Below are 26,228 nucleotides of genomic sequence, written 5' to 3' on the forward strand. Positions count from 1 at the left end.
GGGTTGTGGCGCATCCGGAATGTGGCATTTGACAATAGATAAATATCACTATGGGCAAATGTTTTATTCGGAAGGAGCAGGTTGTTGGATATTCAAGTCAAATAGCGGCAGGTTTGATGAATTATCAGACTACTTTGAAGCGTACATGATCGGATGGTTCGCTTCGTGAAGCAATCAGCAACAAAAGCAAAAATAAATTTTCTGATGCGGTCAGTGAAATAATAGGCTAAAGTTTTTATATTTCTGAAAATTACCTTAATGCCTAATATTTTGATTGTTGAAAACTCAGTTGATCTGAAAAATGTTTACATCCAGTTATTCTCAATGTAAAATGCAATGCCCTAGCGTTATCATCTGGCCAAAATACAGATAACGTGATAATAGAGTTTAAACCTGATGTAATAATATTAGACATTTTTTTAGGTTGCGAAGATAGAAGGGATATATGTAAGGAAATTAAACAAAAACATAAAGCTATTCCTGTTATACTAGTGTCAGTAAGTATGGGATTAAAAGAACATTCTATTGCATGTGGTGCTCATGATTTTGTATCGAAACCATTTGATATAGACTATTTACTTAGTAAGGTAAATGATTGGGCAAAAAAGTATCAGCAATTAAAAACCGATTCGACAACATAGAATTCACTACCTCCATTTGGCAAAAGAATTAAAAACAGTCCTTTCTTTGCGACGCAATCGTGCCCTTCACAAACGCTTATAGAAATCTTACTTTAAATAGCCCGCAGGGCTAATCCTATGGCAACATTGCATATGAAGAGTGGCGTTATATCTCTGTATTTTGTTTCAAGTATCGACATCATGTCACCCAAGATTTCACAATCATTAGCATGGTTGATCTCTTGTTTTTATCTCTAATACTTATTTCACTCTTAATTACATTAGGGTACGAATATTGTAAACTTGCTGGTATAAAATTCAACCAACATGAAAAGCACTTACGTCTTAGTTGCAACACTATTATTTTCAACGTGGGCATTTGGCCAAACAGAAATCGAGGTCGGTGAAATCAGCAAGCATACCCGGCGATTCAATTAAAATTTGCACCACGATTTCTGGCGACATTTTTTTAGACAGAAGGAAAGGCAACCACCACTTTTAAACGCTGGAGGAAGTTATCCGGACAACCCATGAACGCTGGTGATCTGGCCTGATCTGAGACAATCATTTGAAGTTAAACCGGAGGAATTTTTTAAAGGCAAAGCCGTTTGCATTTTTGGTAAAATTGAAACCTTTAAAGACAAGCCACAATTGTTATTCATTCAAAAAATCAAATTCAGTTACAATAATTTTGTAGGTGGTTATGAAGGGAAGCAGGCAATTGAAAGGCTTTGGAATCAGTCTTAAATTATGTAGGGTATGATACAGGCCGATGCTAAACGATCTTAAATGCAGAATGTTTCTGTTTGCAAGGATATTCTAAAATAGTAGGTTGTATCTCTTGCCATCAACTTTATTTTTGAAATTGTTTGAGAGCAAATTTTACCATTTTAACGCTGGCACAATGGCGAAGCTGAAAAAAACAGACGACGAACACCAGTTAGTAGCAGATGTTGCTAAACTTATTGAAGAAAGCCGTCAACAGATAGCCCAAACTGTAAACACTACGCTGTCCATACTTGCGCCCGCCAGTCATTTCAAAGTTCAAATTGGCCGCCATACGGTGTTGCGATAACAAATTATTTCACTTATAAAGCCTGCAATTTCTGATTCATTTCGGTAAGGCCTGCCTTACTTAGAAGATCGGCAGCTAGTACCAATAATTCTTTGACGTTTTCTGCAGTGACCATTTCCAGCACATTCGATGATGCATCTTTTTCCTCTTTTGTAGCAAGTCCACGTTCAATTACTTTATTTAGCAACAAGACATTTTTTCGGGGAATATTGAGGGATATTTTTATTGTTTCATTCATGCCGGGAATGCTTAATACAGTATCATATATCCGGGCAATTTCATTCTTCGCTAACATAACATTTCATTTAAAGTGTACAATCATTTTTTCCAGTCAAAATTAATTCCCTCTTCTGAAATGATCCCCTTCTGTATTTGATCAGGATGTGCATCTGAATATAGCCAGCTGTAATTTTACAACCGGCAACTGATTCGTGTAAAGAAATAGTGCAGCATGAAAAATAATCAGAAAAGGCTTACCTGCCTGCAGGTGAAAGCAATGGACATAGTAGAATACCTCAAAGCTTCCGGCTATGAGCCTCAAAAAATCAAAGGTCAGGACTATTGGTATTTATCTCCCTTAAGAAAAGAAAAGAAAGCATCATTTAAAGTCAATCGTAGACTGAACCGGTGGTATGATCATGGAATTGGAAAGGGCGGAAACCTGGTTGATTTTGCAGTTGAGTATTATAGTTGTTCGATTAACGAATTACTCCAGAGACTAGAGTGCAATTTTTCTTTTCACCAGCCAAATGCTTTAAGCACTGATACTGGTAAGATTAGTGGTGAGCCGGTGATCCAAATTCTTAAGACTAAACCAATCCATTCACCCGCATTGTTACAGTACATTAAAAGTCGTAATATTCCGATCATTCTTGCTGACAAATATTGCAGGGAAATAGATTACAAACTGAACGATAAAATCTATTACTCCATCGGTTTTTTAAATGACGCAGGAGGTTACGAAATGCGCAATGCTTTTTGTAAAAACAGCGGCGCTCCAAAGGCCGTTACCACCATCAAAAACGGCGCGAAAAAGATCGCTGTTTTTGAAGGGTTTTTTGACTTCCTTTCATTTGTTTTTCTGCTACAAAATTACTCAGAAACAGAATGGGATTTTTGTATCCTGAATTCCCTTTCTTTCTTCGAAAAATCAAGATCTTTTCTAGAGCAATACGAAGCCATCCATCTCTTCCTGGACAACGATGTAGCCGGACAAAATTGCAGCCGGTCTGTTACTGATCTCAATAAAAAGTACATTGATGAAAGTAGTTTTTACGCCGGTTATAAAGATCTCAATGAATGGATTGTCACTATGGGTAAACTTCCCAAATCATTCCTGAAAGAGAGACCACCTTAATTGTTTTTTCAGCCGCAAATCGAAAATTATCTTTTTCAAAAATGCTATACCATGGAAAGATGATCCCGATAGTAAATCATACGAAAGGAGGTTTTGGTAATACCTTAAGTTGCCTTATAGCGCAACTGGCTAGATGTACGTTTGTCGGACAAACGGCTTTGCCTTCCGCTCCGGAGTCGCTTCGGGAAAGAGTTTGCAAGGGTAAAGCCCCAGATAATTTAAGATAAAAAGTGAGAATGAATATGAAGAGTCAGCATAAAAAAAACCTTGGAAGGAAAGTTACCATCCGATTTGCAGAACAGGATTATAATAAGATCAACTTGCAATTTAAGAACTCTACCAAGCAGAAATTAAGTGAGTTTATCCGGGCTGTTGTCCTGGACAAACCGATCACCGTCTACACCCGCAACCAGTCCTTTGATGACTTTCTGGCGGAAATGATCCTGCTCCGAAATGAGCTCAAAGCCATCGGAAATAACTTCAACCAGTCAGTCAGAAAACTCAATGCCATGCAGGATGAAAGAGAGATCAAAGCATGGGCTTTGCTCAATGAAAACAGTAAACAAAGCATCCAGCAAAAAGTAGATGAGATCAATTCAAAAATCGCTCAAATATTTACGCAATGGTCGCAAAAATAAATAGCGGAAAAAGCATTTCAAAAGCGCTCAATTACAATGAGCAAAAAGTGCAACAGGGCAGGGCCGAATTGCTAGAGGCTGCCAACTTTTTAAAGGAGGCAAAAGACCTTAATTTTTATGAGAAGATGCTCCATTTTGAAAGGCATTTAAATATGAATGAAAGAGCCTCTACAAACAGCCTGCATGTGTCTTTAAATTTTGATGTTACCGAAAAATTATCCAATGAAAAAATGGTGGAGATAGCAGCAGTGTATATGGAGAAAATTGGTTTTGGCCACCAGCCCTATTTGGTCTACCGTCACCAGGATGCAGGTCATCCGCATCTGCATATTGTAAGCACCAATATTGAAAGAAACGGCAAACGAATTTCTATGCATAACCTGGGAAAAAATCAATCGGAAAAAGCCAGGAAAGAAATTGAAGTGGATTTTAAATTGGTGAAGGCGGAAAATCATAAACTTGCTCAGTCGCAGGAACTGTTGACTGTGGATGCAAAAAAAATATCGTATGGCAAATCCGAAACCAAACGAGCCATCAGCAATGTGCTGGCTACTGTCTACAATACTTACAAATACACTTCACTGCCGGAATACAATGCAGTACTTCAGTTATACAATGTGATTGCCGAACGTGGTGCTGAAGACTCCCGCATGTTTAAACAGCGTGGGCTTAATTACCGGGTATTGAATGAGGCAGGGAATAAGGTGGGTACACCCATTAAAGCCAGTGCATTTTACATGAAGCCAACCCTGGCCAACCTGGAAAAAAAGTTCGCCGAAAATGATGCCTTTCGAATGCCGTATCAAAAAAAATTGCAGACTACCATTGGCTGGATATTGCACCAGCAACTCAAAGGCCTGGAAGATTTTGCAAGGTCACTGGAAAAGCAGCGCATCAATGTCGTTCTGCGCCGGTCAGCAGAAGGCCAGGTTTATGGCATCACCTATGTTGACCATGCTTCCAAAACGGTTTTTAATGGCAGTGAGCTGGGGAAGGAGTACAGTGCCAAAGCTGTGCTGGAAAAATGCGGCGAAATGGCGCTGAAGCCTGAACTATTAAAGCAAAAGCAAGTTGATGAAAAGAAGCCTCAACGCAGTCAGCAAAAAGATTTCATCAGAAAGAAAAGCAGCAGTGCTATACCACATGCAAAGAAGCCTTCAAAAAATATACTGGATACCGTGCTGCGTCCTTCCCGCACGAATGATTTTGTTCCGCAGGAATTCCTGCAAAAAAAGAAGAAAAGAAAATACCTATCGCTTTGAATCATTAAAAATTAAAATCGGATTGTATGCATACAGGAGAAGATGAACAGGGATTGCGCAAGATACTGGACATGACGAGGCTGATCAGCCTGGTCTTACTGGCGCTGCATTTTTATTTTTATTGTTACCGGGCTTTTGAAGCCTGGGGATGGAGATCGGCAATTACCGACAGATTGCTCAGTAATATCAGCCGGGCAGGCTTGTTCACAAACTTGCTTAAATCCAAATTAGGGGCGCTTGCTTTTCTGGCGATTTCACTGATCGGAGCAAGGGCAACCAAGGATCAGCAAAAAAGATATAGAACCGTCGTTATTTATATCATTGCCGGGCTGCTTTGTTATTTTGGTAACTACTGGATATTGCAATTACATATGGATACCCAAACAGTGGCAGTGATCTATATGCTAATTACCAGCCTTGGATTTATGCTTGTCTTAACTGGTGGCACCATGTTTACTGCGGTGATTAAAATGCGATTCAATAACAAGAGCGTTTCCAACCGGGAAAATGAAACCTTTCCACAGGAAGAAAGGTTCCTTGAAAATGAATACTCCATCAACCTGCCAGCGGTTTACCAGTTAAAAGGAAAGACACGCAAAAGTTGGATCAATATTATCAATCCATTCCGTTCTCTTTTGGTGCTCGGAAGTCCAGGATCGGGCAAGAGTTATTTTGTTATCCGGCATGTCATCACGCAGCATTTAGCTAAAGGGTTTTCTATGTTTGTCTACGATTTTAAACTGGATGATCTGTCCATCATTGCCTATAATCATTTCCTGAAAAACCGTCATTGTTATAAAGTGCATCCCGAGTTTTACCTGATTAATTTTGATGACCTTTCCCGCTCGCACAGATGCAATCCCCTGGATAAGGAAAATATGCTGGATATTACGGATGCTGCTGAATCCGCCCGTACCATACTCATGGGCTTAAACCGGGAATGGATCAAAAAGCAGGGTGATTTTTTTGTGGAGTCGCCCATCAACTTTTTAACAGCTGTCATCTGGTTTTTACGAAAGTACCAGCAGGGAGAATTCTGCACCCTGCCGCATGTGATTGAACTGATGCAGGTAGAATATGATAAACTGTTTTCCATCCTGCGCACAGAAAAGGAAATTGAGGTGCTGATCAATCCTTTTGTGAGTGCTTACGAGCATGGTGCAAAAGAGCAATTGGAAGGACAAATCGCCAGCGGTAAAATCGCCATGGCGCGGCTGTCTTCTCCGCAGCTCTATTACGTTTTATCCGGCAATGATTTTAGCCTGGACATCAATAATCCCCAAGCACCCAAGATTCTTTGCATGGGCAATAACCCGCAGAAAATACAAGTCTATGGTGCAGTACTTTCTTTGTATGTCAACCGCCTGGTAAAATTGGTCAACCAGAAAGGCAAATTGAAAAGCAGCCTGGTGCTGGATGAGTTCCCTACGATCTACCTGAACAACATGGACACATTAATTGCAACCGCAAGAAGCAATAAAGTAGCCACCTGCTTGGGCGTACAGGATTTTAGTCAGCTTAAAAAAGATTATGGTACCAGCCAGGCAGATGTCATTATGAATATTACCGGCAATATTGTCAGCGGCCAGGTAACGGGCGATACGGCCAAACAACTGTCTGATCGCTTCAGCCAGATCCTGCAGGACAGGTCCAGTTATACCGTGAACCGGAATGAAACCACATTCAGCTTTTCCAAGCAACTGGAGAATTCCATTCCTGCTTCCACCATTGCCGGTTTAAGTTCCGGGGAATTTGTGGGCATGGTGGCAGACGATTCGGATTGTAAAATTGAGCTGAAAGCTTTTCATGCTGTCTTGCAGAATGATCACAGCGCCATCAAAAAAGAGCAGGAGAACTACCAGCCCTTGCCGGTAGTCAGACAGGTAGACAATACCATGGTGAAGCAGAATTATCTGCAGATCAAGCAGGATGTTGAGAACCTTGTGATGGCTGAAATGGAGCGAATTTTAAGTGACCCGGCGTTGGCAGCGTTGGTTGTTGGCAATTGAGTTTTGGAACCCATAACACCAATGTTTATTTAAGAGATAACGAGACAACCTTTGAAAACCGATAAAGGAAAGATGATTTTTTTACAGGTTAAAGAATTTGGGATGACAGAAAACAAGTTGACGTTGATCGATGCTTTCAAACAGTTTTGGACGGTTTGTGGGGAAGAAGACCGGCGGGCCCTTAGTTGTGCTGGCCTTACCTATTTTTATTTATGCAAGGTATGGAATGCAACGGGGAGGCCTGTTTCTTTTCGCCGTCAAAACGCGTTGGTCTGTGCTGAATTGTATATCAGCCGGCCGACCCTTGAAAAGCACCGCAATATCCTGAAGCAATCTGGTCTGATTGACTTCTTTTCGAAGGGTAAGGGTGATCCGAACATTACCTACAAAATTCTGGCGGCAGGAGGTACGGAGAAACTTGATGAGAGCCAAGATAAACATGTTGCCTTCCTGTCAGCGGAGGATGTTAATCACCCGTCAGTCCTGACAGATCAGCTGCACGTTTTAATTGGTGTAGAAAAGAAAACCTACGACTCTCTATTGCCGGTCTTTGAAAGGGATGCAGGTTTGGTGAAGTACTACCAGCAGACCGGATTGCCGGAAGGAGAATTTAAAAAAGCTGTTGAGCGGTGGATGATCCAGAACAACGGCTTGTGGTACAATAATTACCCTAGTGCCCGAAGGCATTTTCTTTTCTGGATGCCCAATTACTGCCCTCCGGTACCTTACCATCATCGGATGGCAGGTCCGTTAACATCGTTTTACAAGAAACCGAAAAAAAGACACAGCTCTTCGGATTATAAAAAAGGACTTTGAACGTGGAAGTAACAAATGCCATCGGTTATGTGAACCGTGGAAGCAGGAAAAGTAAGGCCGGAAGTACAAAAGAAGAGAGTAAAGAAAGAAGCAAACAAAGAAGTAAAGAAGGAAAATTATTTTACAACTTCCTTTACTATCCGCTTTACTATCCGCTTTGCATATAAACAGAGTATAAGAGTTACAGAGTAAAGAGTATTTGTTGTAGTAGTAATGGGCGCGCTGATGAAAAAAAATATTCCAGGCTGCGCTTTAGCTTTTCAACACGGTGCTATTCCAAATCCAGGATATCTGCCCGCGCATTTTTTTGTTTCGCTTTAACTGGAGGCGGGGCTTTGCTAATTGCTAAAAGCAGTGGGGTGAGAGAATATGGCCACCGCTAATTTTTAATTTAAAAAAACTAAAAAAATGAAAGCAAGTAACATGCAACCAATCGGAAATATTTTACGTGGCCGAGACAAACGAATGCTGGCCATGCCGCCAGATTTTGATCAGATCAGCCTGACACCGGAAGAAACCGAATATGCGCTTTATGATGCCCGCTGCGAAAAATATTTTGTTGAAAAAGAGCGCCAGGAAAAAGCCAGGAAGGCCAGAGAATTGCAGGAAGCAATTACGCCGTTCACCTCAGATCAGCTGGCGGAATTTGTGTTGAAAAACCATCCTGGTTTCCACGTGGATCATCAGTGTGAAAAAATGTTTCACCTGCTCTGCCAGTATTTTGCAAATGATCCGGCCTTTGAAAAATCGGGTTATAAATTATCAAAGGGGCTTCTGCTTTCTGGTCCGGTTGGCGTTGGTAAAACTGAACTGCTGAAAATATTCTGCAAAAACAAACGCCAGTGTTTTCATTTGATTTCAGTTTATGAAATTGAAGCTGCCTGCCAGAAAAACGGCGTGGAGTATTTTCAGACTTTTGCCGGTATGGTTCCTGGCTGGGGAAACAGTCCGGATTTTTTTTATCAGAAATTCGTCGGTTGGGCCTTTGATGACATCGGGCGGGAGAGTGTAGTATTTGACTTCGGTAACAAATCTGACGTGGTGAGTAAGATTATACAGACCCGCTATTTAAATAAGCACCGGATTCCATTTAGCAGCCTGCATCTTACTACTAACCTGACGACACATGAAATTGAATCGAGGTATGATTATGCTCTTAAGAGTAGGCTGAGGGAAATGCTTAATTATTTTCTATTGGACGGGAGCGACCGCAGATGAAATCTTTGCCAGGTTAACCTCTATGAGTAAATACCTAAAAGCATGCAAAGCTTGCTGCGCTAAGACAGTGCTTAAAAAATGCCGGCACCTGCGATTGAAATCAAAACAAAACTGCACTGCTGTCCTTGTTGCAAAACAGGTACGCTGATTACCATATCGATCTTTGGCAAACGTAGTCCACCAGCGAAATACAAGACCGGAGAAAAATCAATGCCTGATCAATGCGAAGGGAAGTGCTGTGCCTGTCAGCAAAAAAGAGGCATTAAAATACCGGCACACCGGAGAAAATGAATCGTTGAAAAAAATAGTACCCCTACTATCAACATCAACGCTCAGCTTACAAAACGACAACTCCATAGTACAATACCACCCCAGCATTTTGCCGGTTTCGTTCAACATTAGGCTTCCTTGTCGGTGCTGCGCACCCAACGAAACCTTAGTTGTTAGCAGAAGTTAATCTCCTTCGCCCCATGTAAAAGTCAGGGGAAAGGTTTTATTATTTAGTTTGTACGACCCAACAAAAACAATGGTCTTACTTGTGATCTGGTTGTCGTTATAAGGAACTTTGCTAGGGGTAAAACGTCCATTGATGACAAACTCGCCGATCAATTTACTATTGAAAGTTATAGAAGTACTGTCACGATTAATATAATATCTCTTGGTTTCGATATCAGCCCACTTGTCCGTCTTTACATTTCGAAATCTAACGGACACAAAGTTTCTGAGGTTTTTAGCTGGTTCGATCATTATCCCAAGCCAGTCAAAACTCCAGTCACCCTTTTTTATCTCGGAATTAGAGAAATAGTATCCGTCGGGATAATAATTTTTTTGTGCATTGGCTTCTACCACTACGAGAAAGAAAAATAGAAAAATCGCAATAAGTCTCATCTTGATATAGTAGGAGAGTTGAAATAATTTCTGCTAGCGAACAGGGCTTAATGCTGGTGGGATATTAACTTCCGTCTGCCCACAGCCGCTGCTAAATTTATAATTAAATGTTCATTGTTTTTACGAAAGTTCAAAAATGCTGGTCAAGCCCAAACTAAAGACTAGCTTTGCTTTTAGCTGAAGATTGTTGGTCAAGCCCCAATAGCATAAAACCCAATGTTAGTGGCAGCTTTTTGTACGGGTTTCAATTTTATCAATTGCGTTTTCAATTAGCATTCTTAAGCCGCCATCTCTTGTTTTTTTATGAGCTTCTTTTAAAATTGGAATTGATTTTAATGTTCCAACTGTTGATAGTGGTCCGCAAATTGTTCCCTTCATGTGTTTATCTGAAATTCCAAATTCATTTAAAAATATGTCTTCAACTTCAGGATCATTTGTATTTGACAAAGCTCTTATTGCTGCTCGGGTTTCACCTTCCGTCCCATCCCTGACTATTGTTTTAATTGGTTCTATATTATAACCTGAACCTTTCTCAATGTCTTGAAGCCTTGATAGAATAGAGATTCTTGTACTTTCATCATCTTCTTGCTGGATTTTGTCAATTAAGAAATTAAAAAGGTCTTTGTCATTGGTATTGGAGCAAATACTTGCCAGGCAGCAATAAATGTATTTTTTGTAGTTGGAGAACTTTTCATTTGTAAGTAATCTTAAAAGTTCCGTTTTATCTTCGTCTGAATGTAATTTGTCTGATTGTCCGTATGCGTATCATGAGACGCTGTCTTCGCTTTTATAACTAAAATCAATTTTTCGTCTTTCTAAAATCAAGTCGGAATATTCTTCATTGCTTCCCATTTTAGTAATTAAAAATGCCATTCCGTTTTTTTCCAAATCGGAAATAAGTTGTTGTTTGGCAATTTCTAATTTGTCAGCTAAAGCATTAGCTTTAATATTTCGCTTACTCTCTTTTCGTCTGAATATGTTGAACATAGAAGGGTTTCGATAAAGTTGCCACTAACGGGCAGGGCTTGCTGCAGGGCTGGAATTCATCGCTCGTCCGCCGGAACCGCAGCTGATTAAAGATATAAAAGTACAGATTAACAAGCAAAAGCTCAACAATGTTGGTCGAGCCCAGATGAAGCACAACAGCTATAAAATGACCATTGCTTCAACGTCCAGCCAGCCTTGCAGCAAACCTAATGTCGCACGCAGCTTCTTATTCTACTGAAAGAAGCATTGCCACGTATGGTCGGTATTCATATTCTTTTTCTTCGAATTCAATTGTCTCATTGTTTTCGTCAATATTAACATAAAGTTCCGCATATTCATCTTCTCCATTTCCTTCAAGAAACACTTTGACATAATTTATATGACTTAGCCGTTTCTGTCCATCACTTTTGTAAACCAAATCATTTAGTCCAGTATAGTTAAATGAAATACTATCTACAAATTTTAAATTGTTTTGTGGGTAGAGACCGTAAATTGAAAAAAGTGCTTTTATGAAATTATCGCTTATGTTTCCTAAAGATTTAAATATAACTCCTTCACCGAAAGTTTTAATGTCAGTTGGAATTTGTAATTCAAAGCCAATCTCATTTTCTTCATACAATGAACAAACTGTATAAACGTAAGAATTGTCTTTGATTTCTTTGCTTTGAATATGGAGTTTGAAGTTTCCTCCCCAATCTGTTACTTTGTCAATTACTATATTTTCCAAAGGGAATTAATTCTTTTTTACGATTAAAAGGGTAGTGCTGATAGTTGCGTGCAACGAACAGGTATTGCCGATGGTGGGGAATTTTATATTCGTCCGCCCGGAGGCCGCAGCATGGCTTTTTGATAAAGTTAAATATTAAGAACTAAAGCAGGGCTTTATTCGTCCAGCCCCGAACCGCCGCATAACAGAATTACCGCTGCTGACTGATCCATTGTCCAGCCCCACTATTGGCAATACCAATGTTGTGTGCTGCCATTTTCAGCTGTCGATGGACGCTCCAACCACTTTACTGTTTAAAAGGAAAACGTTGAAATGATATAAAGATTCTTTCTCTTCGAAAGTTATCGATACTTCATTGTTCATTGTCGACATAGTAATACAATTAAAGTGAGTTTGCCAGTTAGAATATTCTTTATCGCCTTGTTCATATTGAATTCGTAATACCTCATTAATTTGCGGTTCTATGACGGCTTCATTTTTTAAGGTATTTAACAACTTCGTTTTTTCTGACGAGTTTAGCCGGTCTGAATTTCCTGACATATACAACGAAATTGTTTCGTTAAAAACTTTAGTCTGACCTTTCCAGGTCATCACGTCTCCATGATGTGTTAACTCAGTAAAGTCACCCAGCTCACCGTCGTGAAGCAACCCTTTTTTACTACTGCCAAACAATCCAGTTAGCAAGCCCATAGTATTAATTTTTATTTTTTTGTAGATGAGCTGTAAAGTAGCACATAACGTGAAGGTATTACCCGATGGTGGGGAGTTTTATATTCGTCCGCCCGGAACTGCTGCCTGGCTTTTTGATAAAGTTAAATATTTAGAACTAAAGCTGGGCTTTATTCGTCAAGCCCCCAGCCACAGCACAACAGAATTACTGCTAGGGATTGCTCTAATGTCGAGACCCACTATTGGCAATACCAATGTTATGTGCATACCTTACTCTGTCCACCAAAACACTTTGTCAACTTGTTGAGCTTTTTCGTTTATGTCAGCTCGTACAACGATTTCAAAATTTACTTTTCCTTGTGGGTCATAATTGAAGTCTTCCGGGTCAAATAACTGCCTGATTTGAAATACGTGTCTTCCGTTGTCTAAGTTAACAGATAAGCCAGTGTTATGTTTAGCAGGAATTTTTTCGTCATCATATTGTGCAGCCATTGTTAAGTCTTCGTAATTAGTCAGGAATATTTTTCCATTGGTGACTTCAAGTGTCTTGTAAAACTCTCTAAATGATTTAGTGCCTGATGGCTTATTTACAAAATTTACAGTCCAAGTATTTTCAGAGCCGGTCGACCAAAGTATTAAATTGTCATTGTTTATTTCGTCAACGAAGCGATTAAATAATTGCGTCAATTGCCAATCTTCACTTACAAAGGAATTGTATTTGTCAGTATTGACAATACCTAAAAAGCCGGAGTCGTCTGTTATAGTAAGGGTTGTTGAATTTTGCATTGTCTTGTCAAAACTTATATAGTTAACGGAATGTTCAAAAAAAAGGTTGCACAGACGAGCAGGTATTGCCGATGGCGGGGAATTTTATATTCGTCCGCCCGGAACTGCTATCTGTTTTTTTGATAAAGTTAAATAGTAAGAACTAAAGCAGGGCTTTATTCGTCAAGCCCCGAACTGAAGTACAGGAGAATTACCGCTGCTGATTGTTTCAATGTCAAGCCCCAGTATTGGCAATACCAATGTAAGCCGTAGTTTTTGTCACTCGTCATAAACAAAGTATTTATCTATCTCTTCTGGATTAGAAATATCAACAACAATTGATTTCCACCAGTCAGCAAGTAATAAATTGAATTTGTCTGCCATTGTTAACAGAAATTCTTTGTAAATGTCATTGTCTAACTGATGAGGTGAGTCGTTGTGCCAAATATCATCTACTATGTCACCTTTAAAATCAATGCAAAGTACAATAGATTGCCTTTTGAATGCCCTTATGTTGTCACAGGGAAACACCGTCGTACTATAGCCTGTCGTCACACTCGGATATTCCGAAAAGCCTTCATTAATTAGAAAGTCAACCAAATGTCTCACTTTAATATTTTTGCTAATTGTCGGAACGCTTGCCTCACTGCGTATGTAACAGCCTTTCCACCCATAACCGTCAAATGTTTTTTCAGAGTGCTCGATTATTTCTGTCGCAACTTTTGAAGATGTGCTAAAGTTTTCTTTTGGCAAATATTCTATCTGGCAATAATAGTCCTCGTGAAAATAATAAGCGTTTGAGTCGGGCTTAAACTTTGTCTCTTTTTGTCGAGCAGATTCTGTCTTGAAAATGTTTTTTATAAAGTTGAGGATGCTCATTCAAATTACGGCTTACGTATCGGGCTTTATGATGTTGGGATATTAACTTCCGTCTGCCCACAACCGAAGCTAAATTTATAAATTAAAGTTCATTGTTTGTACCAAAGAACCAAGATGCTGGCCAAGCCCAAACTGAAGACTGGCCTTGCTTTTAGAATGTTAGTTGATCATGCCACAATAGCATAAAACCACATGTAAGCTGCCGTTTTATTCCCGCAAGTAAATTTTCATTAGTTGGGCATCATTATCTTCCATTCTGTCAGGGTCAAAGGCAAAAAGTTGTCCTGATTCAGTTCTAATATTAGGAGTGTCGTAATAAGGCCCACGTTCTATATGCCAATGCACTTGTAACTCGGTAAGCTTTGTACTTACATTTTCAAAAGATAATTCTTGGGTTAGCCATCCGGGGTCTATGGACTTTGTCTGTATTCCCTTGTAAAGTGAAATAGGTTTAATTATGATTTCATTCAAGCCAACAAAATTAATATCGTCACTAAAATAAAACTCTACAAAATCGATTATTATAAATGGATAATGTCGTTGTTTCAATGAAATTATTTCTCCAGATGAATTGGAAAATAGATGACTAATTTCTTCAGAAGAGTCACCCCAATTCAGAGGAGTTATGCTTCCATTTTTTATCCAATCTGTAATTATTAATTTCATGGTCAGTTGTCAGAGCGTAATAATAATTAGTGTCAATGTAAAAAGCGGTTTCAGCAAGTAGATTGTCAAAGTGAATGGCGGCTTACGAGCCAAGTATTTGCGAAGGCTGGGGAATACACTTGTGTCCGCCCGTACCGCTGCTGATTAAAATTATTAGTTGAAGTTGCGTATAGCTGCCCGTTGGTGTTTGTCCAGCCCGGAACTAAAGCTGATCAAATAAAAACTGATGATTGTTATTCCGTCCGACCAGCTTTTGCAAATACTTTTGTTGTGCGTTCGCCTTGTCAAAATTCCACTCGTACTGCTTTTGCATCTTCCTTTTCCCGAAATTGCAAATCAGGTCTATTAAATGTTTTGCAACTTTTATTGTATTCATACCTGGCAACTACAATTCTATTTTCAGCTCCTTCAAGTTGAGCCATAAGATTCATAACATCGTTTCGTTTATTAAATTTTTTGTCGTTCTCAATTGATGTGATTGTCTTTGTCAATATTTTATTAAGAGAGTGATTTTTTTTCATTGTCACGTCGATTGAAAGACTGTCGAATTGTTTTAATGTGTCAAGATACTTGGAAATGCCAGTAGCAATCATTTTTAATTTTGCAAGCTCTTTTTTGTCTTTGTTGGAATTGTTCAAAGTTTGAATAAAGTTAATTACAATGTTTGTTCGTCTTTGTAGCTGAGTTTTGAGTATAGCCCAATTCTTTTCGATAGATGTTGCCGTGTCCTGCCCAAAGCTGTTTTGAGAATATAGAAGAAATAAGATAATAGTAAATTGAAGAAACAGTTTCATTGAGCTTTTAAATTAATTTGTCTATTTAACGGAGTGTCATGTAAGGTGAAGCACAACGTACGAGGCTCGCCGCAGTGCTGGAATTGTTGCTGTGTCCGCCCGGCAACTGAAGTCGATTGAAAAACTGAAGTTGAAGTTAACAACTAAAAGCCAAATAGAATTCGGTCAAGCCCGATGTTAGCTGATAGTTGTACAACTGCCGATGTTTATTCCGTCAGCCAGCCTTGCGGCAAACCTTTTGTTGGTGGCAGTTATTCTGTCACTATGAGCTTTGTTTTCTTAGGTACTTCTTTTAGCATTTCGTTTTCGGCTCTCAATAACTCTTCGTTTAGAAAATCTGAAAAACTGCTCCATTCATTTACAAGTTTTCCATTTTTTCGTATTGACATTATTTTGCCTTGTCCATAAAAATAGCCTGTATTCTCTTTGTCAGAATAATAGCCTCCTCCAAAATGAAAAAAACTTTGGTCAACATTAAATCCCTTTATCCAGTCATTGTTCGCAGTTGTCAAACTATGGCATTGCAAAAAAGAACGCGTCAAAGAATGTATTAACCCAAACATTGAAATGTCGTAGAGAAAGCAACCATTAATATTTGTCAAGAAGCATTTATAAAAATTAGGAATTGTCTTGCTAATAGTTGCCTCTGCTTCGTCAATCCGTTTCGTGTCTGCACCCTTGTAAATCATAAGTCCCCAATTCAAACGTGCAACCCAAGGTCTATGAAGAATATTTACTCCTTGATTGTCGTCAATGTTAGAAGCATTTTGAACATATTTCTTTGCTTGCTTTTTTATAGCGAGATACTCGTCTGGATAAGCGTCTATTATTTGATTAATGTCGTTCATTTTGAAGTAGGTCTGTTGATTGCCACCAATGTTCGGGGCTTTGTGCAGTTGGGGAATTGACCAACTCTCTGCCCAGAACTAAAGCTAAATTTATAACTAAAGCTGAAGTTAAGAACTACTTCCCAAGAGAATTACGTCCGCCGAAACCAAAGCCTGGGTATGCACTGCCGATGATTGCTTCAACGTCATGCCCGAATTGCACAAAACCTTTTGTTAGTGGCAGTTTTATACTTTCGAATTACCATGTACCTTGAATGAAAGTTTGTATTTCGAATTTTGCACTTCCAATTTCCCTCCATTATAAGACTTGCCGTCACCTAAATATTTAATTAAATGAAGCGTAAGAAGAACTGTATACCCGTTACCTAAGTATACATCTCGAAAAGTATTTTTAGAAGTTTCTACTGATTTTTGATAATCCTTTACTAAGTAAATCTCTGCTCCATTTATTTTGACAACAGCAAAGGTTGCTAAATCTGAGAGAAAGATATATTTCTTGTCAATCAATTTTGTTGTGTCATAAGTATAAAACTCACCACTACTATCTGAAATTGAACTTGGAAGTTGTGTGAAAAAATCGACGCTAAAAGAAGATGTGTCTATTTTATTTAATACGGTAAAATTCTGTTTTCGAATTTTCAAATTATTTGAAGTGTCTACCGGTATTATAACAGTCTTTGGCTTAGGCTGCTTGTTGTCAAAGCAAGCAATTAAGTTTGAAAGAACAAGCATTAAAGCAAAAAGTCTAAATAGCTGCATTTATAAACGGATCATTTTTTGAAATTGACGCTAACGGACAGGGCTTTATGAGTTGGGATATTTACTTCCGTCCTGCCCGGTACCGCTGCTAAATATATAATTAAAAGTTCATTGTTTTTACAAATGTTCAAAGGTGCAGGTAAAGCCCAAACTGAAGACTGGCTTTGCTTTTAGCCGATGTATGTTGGTCAAGCCCCAATAGCATAAAACCCACTGTTAGCGGCAGTTATTTTACTTCGTAAATTGTTTTTACAATATACTTAATCTGACCTATGGACGTTTAGAAACTTTAAGGCACTACTGCCCGTATGTTATTTTTGCAATAACGGGATGACCTCACCTTCGTGCTACATCTTCTTGTATTGCTGAAGCCTGGACTCAAATGCGGTCAACTCGGTCGCGGAAAAATCCTTTTTGCTTTTCAGCGCTTCAATAGCTTTTTGCTGGGCATCTATTGCTTTTGATTTATCTTTTACACGCCAATACCACTCTGCCATTTTGTTATAACGCTTGGACTTGTTCACAAGTTCCGGATACGGAATTTCATCAATTTCTGCCCGGTAAGCGTCAGCACCTAACTGGTAAATTTCTGTCGGTAGATTCAGTTTGCCTGAATACCACTCGATAGCATCAATAATGGAATAATAGGCAGGCTCCGTATAGGTAGGTGTTACTATCACCGCTTTGCCATACTCATAGGCCTTGTGTGGAGACGTTTTGAGTAACGCAGAAAATGTATGAAAGGCAATCTTTGGAGCGTATTTCAACTTTGGCTCATTTCTAACCGTTTCATTAATCACTAAAAGGGCTGAATCAGGTTTCCCAAGATAATCCTGTCTAAAAGCATCGCCGGTGTACTCATTCAATTTGCGATTTACTGAATCATCCAGCTCTATTAAATGTATGTCCAAATTTCTTTTGGCCAGTGCTTCTTTTATATCCCAAGCATTGTTCACTATTTCGCGTAAAACTTCATTAAGGTCTTTAGGGTGCCCAATCCAGGCAATCCTTCCTTCTGCATTCACCACAAAAGTTTTAGGAATGCCCCGCTCACCGGAAGCATCGAGCCAACCAGCCTCCATAAAATTACTATCCTCCGCCGCAACATTATAGTCCATCCTATGTCCCATACTGTCGACAAAAGCCTTTAATTTTTCAATAGACGTTGTCTTCTTTTCAGATACTTCAATACCCAAAATGGTGGCCCTGTCCTTGTATTCAATGGCTAAGGCGGAGAGATGAGGCATTGCTGCTTTGCAAGGTCCACACCAGGTTGCCCAGAACTCTAACACATATACGCTTCCTTTTTCGAATTGTTGAAGCGGTGTGCCTTTTAACCAACTACGCAGACGCAACGGTGGAGCGGGATCACCTATGTTTAGCAAAGGGGATTGATCATTTTGTCCTTGGGCGGAAACTGCTATGACACATAACAGCAGAAATAACTGAAGCTTGGATCGCATGATTAATATATTGAATACTTTATAATGCTTTGCTCTAGTTTCAATTTATGCACTGCTCATGAAACATTAAAACAGTTTAATAAGGTATCGCATTTTATTTGACGAGTTTAAAAGTTGACTCATAAAAATCTCTGATCGGAAATAATTCACGTCTATACAATTTCCGCTAACGGGCAGGGGTTGCTGCTTTGCTGGATTCATGTTTGTCCAGCCGGAACCGAAGCCTGATTAAAAATATGATGATGAATTTAACAACAAAAAGCTAAATAGCATTACGTCTGACCACAACCACTGCTGATAAGCAAACCCAAAGTTGAGAATTTATTCGTCTGCCAGCATAGCAGCAACCCCAATGTTGTGCATTCGTACATCTATTTATGAAAGCCGTCATTGTCATAAATTAAGTATGGTTTACCCAACTGAACTAAACAACTGTCATTGCAACTACCACAACCTCCAAATTCTTTAAAGCAGTCTTCAGTGTTTACCAATTTAAGAGTTGAATAATCATAGAAATTTTGTCCGGCAAACTGATCAACGATTGATAAAACTTTTTTTGAACTTACTGTGTCAATGAAGAAATATCAATTTGACTCTAATGAAACATAAGTAGTTTTCATTGTTGCCCTTGTCTTACTATTCATAATTGTGATTGTCTTGTCATTGTTAAAGTCTTGAAAACCCAATATGCCGTCGTCAATTCGTAGTTTAATTTTTATGGTGTTGTCAATTGTGTAGCTGCTGTGTCTGACCCAAAATATTTCACGAACTCCTTTGTAAATTGGATAAAGCAGTAAAAGAATAACCAATAATTTTATACCTTTTTTCAATTACTTTGTCAGTGACTATTGTTGGTTACGGAATGTCGGTTTGTATGACGCACAACGAACGGGCTTTATGCAGGTTGGGAATTAGAAATTCGTCTGCTCATAACCGCTGCTGATTGAAAATATAAAGTTGAATTTAAGAACCAAAGTTGAAAGTTGCTTGTCCTGCCCGAACCACAGCTTGGATTTGCAATTAGGTGATGTTATAATGTCGTGCCCAACTTGCATAAAACCCAATGTTGTGTGCCGTTTTATTCTGCTTTGAGGTTGTCTTTAAAGAATTGTTTAGCGTTGTCTTCAACGTTTGTGTCTGATTGTCCGTCCCACGCAATGTCAAACATTTTTTGGTCGCCATTTTTACTGTAACTCAAAGTAATTTGTTTGTCTTTAATCCTCGCTGATGCCCAATTAAAATTATAATTGTCTTTTGTCTGTGATTTTTTTAAAACATTCGTTGTCAAACGCTCGACTTTTCTTTTAATATCTTCCCAACTGTAATCATTTTTAGCTGCGCCAATTGAATGGTCATAGTCTTGTTTGTCAAAAGCTAAGTTTAGTCCGTTATGATTTGTCCATAAAATAGTGTTTTGATTAACCGCAACAGTTACTGGATAATCACAACAGCCCTCAACTCCGCAAGTACATCGCCCAATCATTAATTCTCCGTCTTTGTCAAAGTTGTCTTGTTCAAAAAAAGAAGGTGGGTCAAGTCCCAAATAGTCATCGCCCAAGAAATCTTCATTGTCAATTAAAACCCGAATCTCGTGGTCATTTGTTTCTGAACTTGGTAATATTTTGAAAGATATTTTATTCATTTTTTGTTGTCATTCTGGAACGTCTTGCAAAATGGCATACAACGAGCGGAGCTTTGCGCAGCTTGGGTATTTGTTGCTGTGTCCGCCCCCGCCTGGATGTAAATTAAGAAACGCAATTTATAAAGCGAAAATAAAAATACTTAGTTAACGGTCCAGCCCATAACCAATGATTGGTAGCGAACCGTTGCTGAAGATTGTTTGTCCTGCCCAAGTTGCGCAAAACCTGATGTTGGCTGCCGTTTAAAATAGTCTGTAAAGTTAATTGTCAAGTAAATAGCTATTGTAATATGGTTCTTTTGAATATTTAAATTCCTTTTTTCCTGTCTGTCCGCCCATTCTTGTCGTGATACGTAAACTGTCTTTTGCGAGCTCAATTCTATAAGTTCTTGTCCATACTTTTTGCTTGTTGACGAACTTATCTAAATAAAATTTGTCGTCCGTTATTTTTCTGCCAACAAGAAGAACTGAATCATTTAAAGACTCATCAGAGGCAATCTTTGATTTATAAAAATATCTGAAATAAATTTTTGTTGAGTCAATAACTAACTTGACAGTCTTAGATTGCCCAAATGAGAAACTGAATAGTCCCATTAGAATAATTATAAAAATCAGATGTCTCATTTGAATTTTTTAGTGCGGCAATAATGGCATCCAACGTCGAGTCTTGCCGCAGATGGGATATTTGATGCTGTGTCTGCCCGCAACTGCGGTCGAATAATGATTTAAAAGTACAAGTTAACAACTACCAGCCGAACAGAATTCCGTCAAGCCTGGATGCAGTACCGTAGCGATTTGCAGCCGATTGTTCTTCCGTCAAGTCCCATTTGACGGCAATACATTTGTTAGGCGAGTGTGCTTTCCAGCTCCTTTATGTCCTTATATAATGTAAGTAAATGGTCTTCTGATAAATCCATTAGTGGCTCATACATAAATGAATTTAAGTGTAAGTTTTCTGCCGTCATTAAATTAACTCTGTCAAAAATTTCAATTTCTTTTTTGTTACCAGGAAACTCCGTTTTGTATTGTCCTACAATTTTTCCTGTTTCTTTACTCCAAATGTTAGTGAGGAATGTTGCATCGGTAACTTTATGGATTATGTATTCTTCTGCTTTAAATCTTATGGCAATTGATAAACATAGTTTTGATTTTAAGTCTAAAACGGGCTCAATTCCTTTGCTTGTCTCAATTTCTTCTGCAATTGAAATAGCTAAGTCATATACCTTTTTTGCTGGGTCAGCCAAAACCACAGAGGTTCCAAAAACGCTATTGAAAATTGTTACAATATCTCCAGTTGTATGTGCTTTGGTTTCCTTTATACTTTCAGCCACATTTGCCGGTTTAATATGTAATAAGGAAGTTAACGTAAGATAATTTGCATTTTTTGTCCCTACCGTATATTCAATAAGATTCCTTACAAATGGAATACAAGAGATAAATGACTTTTCACAAGTAGAAAAGTTTTTTCGCAGTAGTGGAAAAACATCTTGCTTTTCACCCGCAACCAAATTCACCTCAGTTGCCGACTTTACTGCTTTGAAATTGCCTTCCCAATTGTTTACGCTTTCTAACCTTTTCTTAATTGTTTTATAAAAATCAAAATTGTGTGTTAGAATAATCATTTTAAATCTTGGGTCATCTGCAATGTCTTTTAAGTACTCAATAATTGCATATTTGTTTTTATAATCGAACGAGTCAGCAATGTCATCAACTACAAATAACTGGTCGGCTCCAATTTTCTTTCGTGTTTCAAATTGGAAAATGATATTCAAGAGATAAAAAACTCTTTGTTCGCCAGTACTCAAGCTTTTGCTTATTTCGGTTCCCCCTAAGTCTTTCTTTGATGCACCATCTTCGTATGTGAAGATCAAAGAAGCAGGTTCATTTTTCAAAATAACATCTTCTTGATTTTTAATTTTAATCTTAAATGGAACTGTAAATCTATTTTTAAAAATGTCAAGTACTTTCAGCCATTCAGCTTGTTCCTTTTTTGCCTCAATAGTTATTGCATTACGCTTTGTCTTCGTTTCAGCATACTGTTTTGCGAAAAGATCAAATTCGCTTTTGTGATCTGCAATGTAATTTAGAATAAGCTTCTTTTTGAAGTTTTCTAGGTCTATAAATTCTTTTATAATTTCTTGATTGTTTTCAACGTAACTTCTGAAATTGCGAAGCTCATTATTTGAGTTAAGGGCTTTGTCAATTTCATTGAACTTTGACGTTAATTCAGGGTCATTTAAAACTTTCTCTTTTTCTTCCTTGATTACATTTTCTAATTCTTCAATGTTTCCAATTTCTACATTTTTAATTTTGACTTTATGTTCAGCCTTGAAAAAGCCATTGTCTTTTAATGATTTCGTTACATTGTCGGCATTATTATGATTAAATTGTCCTTTCTTAAACAACGTTGTATTTTCATTTACTAATTTGTCGTAAATAGTAATATACTCTTTGATTTTTGTATTAAAAGACTTCTCTTGCAAAAATTTCGATACTTTATCATTGAAGATTTCATTGAAAACAATGTTTGTTAAATTTGGAGTTGTTATTGCATTAATTTCTTCTTTTCTGCCTTCAACAAAAGCATAAATGTCTGTTTTAAATGTCTCTGTAATAGTTTGTTCGATTGCATTTTCTTTCAGCCCGAAATAAGGTTGAACTGTCTTTATAAATTCTTTTTTAGTATCGGATAGTTTTATATTAATTTCATCATATTCCTTTTTGAGTGTTTCATTAGCTAAAATTGTTGAAGCTTCTTTGAAATCAGCATCCTGCATTCGATTTATCACAAAAACTTCTTCCTTTAGAATATCCCTACCGTCCACAAGAGCCGACCTATGATTTACTCGTTCACTAAAAATTCTATCTTCCGATACTTTGTCAAACGATATATCTTCTAACGTCTTTGCAAACGAAGACTTCATGGCTCCGTTTGGTGCATAAATGATTTGTACTTTTGATTTGGTGAAGTCAAATGTGTGTTGCAGTTTCTTAATTCCGTAACAATTCTCAAAGTGTATTGCTAGTTGGTTCATTGTCGATGGTTTAGGTAGTGGGCGTAGGGTCGCTATAGCATATCGCCTAACGTTCAGGTATTGCTGCAGATGTGGAATTCATTGTTTGTCCTGCCCGGAACCGCTGCTAAATAAAGTTATAAAAGTACAAGTTAACAAATAAAAGCCCAGCAATGCTTGTCCTGCCCAGCTGATGTTGATAGCGATAAAATGCCCATTGATACAACGTCCTGCCAGACTTGAAGCAAACCCAATGTTGGTGGCAGTTATTCAGTCACGGACAGCTTTATTTTCTTTGGCACCTCTTTCAACATTTCCTTTTCCGCTCTATCTAATTCGTCGTTTAAGAAGTCAGAAAAATCACTCCATTCGTTTACTAACTTTCCATTCTTCCTTATTGATATAATTTTACTTTCTCCATAAAAATATCCTGTATTCTCATCGTCAGAATATGTCCCCCCACCAAAATGAAAAAAGCTTTGGTCGATATCAAACTCCATAATCCAATCACGGTTTGCACTTGTCAAGGAATGGCATTGTAAGAATGAACGTGTTAAAGAATGAATTAAACCAAACATTGAGATGTCATATAAAAAACAGCCATTGATATCTGTAAGGAAGCGTTTATAAAAATCGGGGATTGTCTTTCCCATAGTTTTTTCAGCTTCGGTAATCCATTTCATGTCAGCTCCCTCATAAATCATAAGCCCCCAATTTAGAGGAGCAACCCAAGGTCTATGAAGAATATTTAATCTTCCACTTTTGTCTATGTCAAAGCCGTTTTGAATATATTTTTTTGCTTGCCTTTTAATGGCAATATATTCGTCAGGTTAAGAGTCTATAATTTTGTAAAGAGTTTCCATAATTGAAGTGTGTCTGCTAATTGCCACCAATGTTCAGGTATTAATGCAGTCGGGATATTTATAAACGTCCAGCCCGGAACAAATGCTGATTGGAAGTATTTTGTTAAAGTTAATGACTAAAGTTAGATTACTAACGTCCAGCCCGAGCCAAAGTACAGCGATGCAAACTGCTGAAGTTACAATGTCCGGCCCCGCTTGCTGCAATACTCTTGTTAGGCACAGCACATTTTAATTTATCAATGTTATTATTGTCTCCAATTTCCCGAATAAATATTTTTCAAGCTTGTCAGCGTCACCTTCGTTGTTGTAATAAAATTTGAAACCATCTTTTTCATTTATTGTATTAATAATCTTGTCAACCTGTCCTTTGGGGTTATAGGTCACGGTATAATTATATGGAAAACTTGAACAAATAAAACAACCTGAATAAGTAAAGCTTGTTACTCGGTTAAGACCGTCATAAGTGTAAGTGGTTTCCCAATTCTCCTTATGGTCATTTTTCCCTTTCAAGTTTGCCCAAACAGAAATCTTTTTACTTTTATATCTTTTGTCAACAAACTTGTCTGGCAAATAATAAGGAATGTAAAAATGATTTTTATAAAAATAGACATCAATCCTGTCGTTAGAGAGCCCTATAGTGTCAAATAGTTGTCTGTAAAAGTTTCCATTGATATACTCTGTTCTTTTAAAGATTTTAGCCTTTCCAGTCTGAGCGTAAGAACTAAATAAAACAAATGTCAATATTGAAATTAGGAGTGGTCGCATTGTATTGTGCCTAACGGGCAGGGCTTGCTGCAGGGCTGGAATTCATTGCTGGTCCGCCCGGAACTGCTGCTGATTAAAGCTATAAAAGTACAGGTTAACAAACAAAAGCTCAACAATGTACGTCCAGCCCAGATGAAGCACAATAGCGATAAAATGACCATTGCTCCAACGTCCTGCCAGCCTTGCAGCAAACCAGATGTTGGCGGTAGTTTTGGTTGGAGTGTTACTCCGTCTCGAAATTGTAAATGTCACCGTACTTTCCTTTACACTTTCTAAAAAAATGCTTTGGTAACCCATTTTTAAGATTGATAACAGTTGTCAATTTTTTATCGCAATCTTCGTCAGCATTTTTAAAGATGAGATTACCATTTTTAATTTTTGTCGGTAAGTCTGAAGTAACCGTTACATAATAATTCCCTAAATACTGGTTGTTACCATTAAAAATTAATATTCGGGAAGTCGCTCTGTGTGAAAGTCCCCAAAACCACATTGAGTTTATTATTTTAAAAGTCTGCCCGTGTTTTGAAGTGACTTGTCCTAAGTATTTTAAGTGAGTTTCTGTCCCGTCTTTTTCTATCCACTTACCGAAAATGAAAGTACTGTCGACAATTGATTTTTGTAAAACTATTTGTCGGATATTTTGGTCATTAACCTGTCCGCTTGCATAACTAAAAGCAATTGTAAAAGTCAGGATTAAAAATGTCGTGGAAAATGTTTTCATAAAAATTACCGCCAACGGCCACGGCTTGCTGATGGACTGGTATTCTGTGATCCGTCAGCCCAACCAATGACCTTATTATGAAAATTAATTTGCCGGTTTACGTGTTTACCATTGTGAAACGGTCGCCATACAGTTGCAGCTAACTAATGATATAATGCCCATTGCTCCAACGTCAAGCCAGCCTATTAGCAAACCGCATGTTGTGCGTTCGCTTATCAGTTGCGGCTCATTGTCCAAGTCCCGCCTTGCCGAGTAACAAATCTTGGTAAAAATCCAAGCCATATAATTCCTGGTTTAAAATGCCACTCTCCACTAACCACGATTTTGTCGGTCGAAAAATCCCCCGAATAGTATATCGGCCGATGCTTTTTTTTAAGAACCTTTCTTGTTCCATTCTTGTCCATAATTAGGGTCATAATAGGCATCAGCTTCGTAAACTTTATTTTATTGGCATTAATTGCACCTATTATTTTACCAACTCCCTCAGTCCCGCCGGTTGCCAAGTCGTCTTGCACTGTCCCGGTAAAGCGGTTGTCAATTATGTCAATAATTTCAATAGTAAATTTTGTCGAAGTAAGCCCGCTTATAAGCGTTTTTGTTCTCTCTGCATGGTCGTAATGCCCAGTCCAAACACCTTTAGTAATCATCTTTTAAAAATTATTTTTATTTAAGTGACGCACAACGTCCGGGGCTTAGCGAAGTTGGGGATTTGAAAAACGTCCGCCCGTACGTCTGCTGAATTATAATTAAAAGTTGATGTTTGCTTTAATGCCCGGCGATGTTGTG

The 26,228-nt window shown here is 38.2% G+C and carries 29 protein-coding genes; 9 read left to right on the forward strand and 20 right to left on the reverse strand.

What is annotated here, in order from left to right; translation table 11 throughout:
* Positions 1–317: 317 nt before the first annotated feature.
* Both JWR61_RS05240 and JWR61_RS05245 read left to right on the forward strand, forming a co-directional pair.
* Entirely contained in the window at positions 318–641 is a 324-nt protein-coding gene (locus JWR61_RS05240; RefSeq protein ID WP_301927099.1) for a response regulator, read from the forward strand.
* A gap of 883 nt (positions 642–1,524) precedes the next feature.
* Positions 1,525–1,695, forward strand: a complete 171-nt coding sequence (locus JWR61_RS05245; protein WP_301926787.1) for a hypothetical protein — start codon at positions 1,525–1,527, stop codon at positions 1,693–1,695.
* A 13-nt stretch (positions 1,696–1,708) separates the two neighbouring features.
* Here JWR61_RS05245 and JWR61_RS05250 read toward each other — a convergent pair whose 3' ends face one another.
* Positions 1,709–1,990, reverse strand: a complete 282-nt coding sequence (locus tag JWR61_RS05250) for a hypothetical protein (RefSeq protein WP_301926788.1) — start codon at positions 1,988–1,990, stop codon at positions 1,709–1,711.
* 156 nt (positions 1,991–2,146) lie between these two features.
* On the opposite strand from JWR61_RS05250, the gene JWR61_RS05255 reads away from it, so the two are divergent.
* The 7 genes from JWR61_RS05255 (at position 2,147) to JWR61_RS05285 (ending at position 8,995) form a co-directional block, all read left to right on the forward strand.
* Positions 2,147–3,052 carry a toprim domain-containing protein gene (locus JWR61_RS05255; RefSeq protein ID WP_301926789.1) on the forward strand — a complete coding sequence of 302 codons (906 nt, stop codon included), beginning with the start codon at positions 2,147–2,149 and terminating at the stop codon, positions 3,050–3,052.
* Between the two features lie 236 nt (positions 3,053–3,288).
* A complete protein-coding gene (locus JWR61_RS05260) occupies positions 3,289–3,690 on the forward strand; it encodes a plasmid mobilization relaxosome protein MobC (RefSeq protein ID WP_301926790.1) in 402 nt (133 codons plus the stop codon).
* Positions 3,675–4,952, forward strand: coding sequence for a relaxase/mobilization nuclease domain-containing protein (locus JWR61_RS05265; protein WP_301926791.1), 1,278 nt, complete (start codon positions 3,675–3,677; stop codon positions 4,950–4,952). The genes JWR61_RS05260 and JWR61_RS05265 overlap by 16 nt, the downstream gene beginning before the upstream one ends.
* A 26-nt stretch (positions 4,953–4,978) precedes the next feature.
* Positions 4,979–6,961: a conjugal transfer protein MobC gene (gene mobC, locus JWR61_RS05270; RefSeq protein WP_301926792.1), complete on the forward strand. Its 1,983-nt coding sequence runs from the start codon at positions 4,979–4,981 to the stop codon at positions 6,959–6,961.
* Between the two features lie 51 nt (positions 6,962–7,012).
* Positions 7,013–7,777 (forward strand): hypothetical protein, encoded by a 765-nt coding sequence (locus JWR61_RS05275; protein WP_301926793.1) that lies wholly within the window; start codon positions 7,013–7,015, stop codon positions 7,775–7,777.
* A gap of 36 nt (positions 7,778–7,813) precedes the next feature.
* On the forward strand, positions 7,814–7,969 hold the full coding sequence (locus JWR61_RS05280; protein WP_301926794.1) for a hypothetical protein: 156 nt from the start codon (positions 7,814–7,816) through the stop codon (positions 7,967–7,969).
* A 216-nt stretch (positions 7,970–8,185) separates the two neighbouring features.
* Positions 8,186–8,995, forward strand: coding sequence for a hypothetical protein (locus JWR61_RS05285; protein ID WP_301926795.1), 810 nt, complete (start codon positions 8,186–8,188; stop codon positions 8,993–8,995).
* A 453-nt stretch (positions 8,996–9,448) separates the two neighbouring features.
* Here the strand turns inward: JWR61_RS05285 and JWR61_RS05290 are convergent, their stop codons facing one another.
* From JWR61_RS05290 to JWR61_RS05380, 19 genes are all read right to left on the reverse strand, one after another.
* Positions 9,449–9,883 (reverse strand): hypothetical protein, encoded by a 435-nt coding sequence (locus JWR61_RS05290; RefSeq protein ID WP_301926796.1) that lies wholly within the window; start codon positions 9,881–9,883, stop codon positions 9,449–9,451.
* Positions 9,884–10,102: 219 nt separating this feature from the next.
* Positions 10,103–10,330 (reverse strand): hypothetical protein, encoded by a 228-nt coding sequence (locus JWR61_RS05295; RefSeq protein ID WP_301926797.1) that lies wholly within the window; start codon positions 10,328–10,330, stop codon positions 10,103–10,105.
* A gap of 318 nt (positions 10,331–10,648) precedes the next feature.
* Positions 10,649–10,870: a hypothetical protein gene (locus JWR61_RS05300; RefSeq protein ID WP_301926798.1), complete on the reverse strand. Its 222-nt coding sequence runs from the start codon at positions 10,868–10,870 to the stop codon at positions 10,649–10,651.
* Positions 10,871–11,096: 226 nt separating this feature from the next.
* Complete coding sequence (locus JWR61_RS05305; protein ID WP_301926799.1) at positions 11,097–11,597, reverse strand: hypothetical protein; 501 nt, start codon at positions 11,595–11,597, stop codon at positions 11,097–11,099.
* Between the two features lie 258 nt (positions 11,598–11,855).
* Positions 11,856–12,287, reverse strand: coding sequence for a hypothetical protein (locus JWR61_RS05310; protein WP_301926800.1), 432 nt, complete (start codon positions 12,285–12,287; stop codon positions 11,856–11,858).
* Positions 12,288–12,536: 249 nt separating this feature from the next.
* Positions 12,537–13,052, reverse strand: a complete 516-nt coding sequence (locus JWR61_RS05315; protein ID WP_301926801.1) for a hypothetical protein — start codon at positions 13,050–13,052, stop codon at positions 12,537–12,539.
* Between the two features lie 258 nt (positions 13,053–13,310).
* On the reverse strand, positions 13,311–13,910 hold the full coding sequence (locus JWR61_RS05320) for a hypothetical protein (RefSeq protein WP_301926802.1): 600 nt from the start codon (positions 13,908–13,910) through the stop codon (positions 13,311–13,313).
* Positions 13,911–14,117: 207 nt separating this feature from the next.
* Complete coding sequence (locus JWR61_RS05325; RefSeq protein WP_301926803.1) at positions 14,118–14,576, reverse strand: hypothetical protein; 459 nt, start codon at positions 14,574–14,576, stop codon at positions 14,118–14,120.
* 284 nt (positions 14,577–14,860) lie between these two features.
* Positions 14,861–15,370, reverse strand: coding sequence for a LemA family protein (locus tag JWR61_RS05330; RefSeq protein ID WP_301926804.1), 510 nt, complete (start codon positions 15,368–15,370; stop codon positions 14,861–14,863).
* 251 nt (positions 15,371–15,621) lie between these two features.
* Entirely contained in the window at positions 15,622–16,218 is a 597-nt protein-coding gene (locus tag JWR61_RS05335; RefSeq protein WP_301926805.1) for an SMI1/KNR4 family protein, read from the reverse strand.
* Between the two features lie 225 nt (positions 16,219–16,443).
* A complete protein-coding gene (locus tag JWR61_RS05340; RefSeq protein ID WP_301926806.1) occupies positions 16,444–16,977 on the reverse strand; it encodes a hypothetical protein in 534 nt (177 codons plus the stop codon).
* A gap of 347 nt (positions 16,978–17,324) precedes the next feature.
* Positions 17,325–18,440, reverse strand: coding sequence for a TlpA disulfide reductase family protein (locus tag JWR61_RS05345; RefSeq protein WP_301926807.1), 1,116 nt, complete (start codon positions 18,438–18,440; stop codon positions 17,325–17,327).
* Between the two features lie 1,078 nt (positions 18,441–19,518).
* Complete coding sequence (locus tag JWR61_RS05350) at positions 19,519–20,082, reverse strand: hypothetical protein (protein WP_301926808.1); 564 nt, start codon at positions 20,080–20,082, stop codon at positions 19,519–19,521.
* A 258-nt stretch (positions 20,083–20,340) separates the two neighbouring features.
* The gene (locus tag JWR61_RS05355; protein WP_301926809.1) at positions 20,341–20,703 is read right to left on the reverse strand and encodes a hypothetical protein; all 363 of its coding nucleotides are present in this window, start codon (positions 20,701–20,703) and stop codon (positions 20,341–20,343) included.
* A gap of 221 nt (positions 20,704–20,924) precedes the next feature.
* Complete coding sequence (locus tag JWR61_RS05360; RefSeq protein ID WP_301926810.1) at positions 20,925–23,114, reverse strand: hypothetical protein; 2,190 nt, start codon at positions 23,112–23,114, stop codon at positions 20,925–20,927.
* Positions 23,115–23,359: 245 nt separating this feature from the next.
* Positions 23,360–23,797: an SMI1/KNR4 family protein gene (locus JWR61_RS05365; protein WP_301926811.1), complete on the reverse strand. Its 438-nt coding sequence runs from the start codon at positions 23,795–23,797 to the stop codon at positions 23,360–23,362.
* 387 nt (positions 23,798–24,184) lie between these two features.
* Positions 24,185–24,697, reverse strand: a complete 513-nt coding sequence (locus JWR61_RS05370; RefSeq protein WP_301926812.1) for a hypothetical protein — start codon at positions 24,695–24,697, stop codon at positions 24,185–24,187.
* A 247-nt stretch (positions 24,698–24,944) separates the two neighbouring features.
* Complete coding sequence (locus JWR61_RS05375; RefSeq protein ID WP_301926813.1) at positions 24,945–25,442, reverse strand: hypothetical protein; 498 nt, start codon at positions 25,440–25,442, stop codon at positions 24,945–24,947.
* 215 nt (positions 25,443–25,657) lie between these two features.
* On the reverse strand, positions 25,658–26,089 hold the full coding sequence (locus tag JWR61_RS05380) for a hypothetical protein (protein ID WP_301926814.1): 432 nt from the start codon (positions 26,087–26,089) through the stop codon (positions 25,658–25,660).
* Positions 26,090–26,228: the final 139 nt, after the last annotated feature.

This window comes from Ferruginibacter sp. (assembly GCF_028288465.1).
Taxonomy (GTDB): Bacteria; Bacteroidota; Bacteroidia; order Chitinophagales; family Chitinophagaceae; genus Ferruginibacter.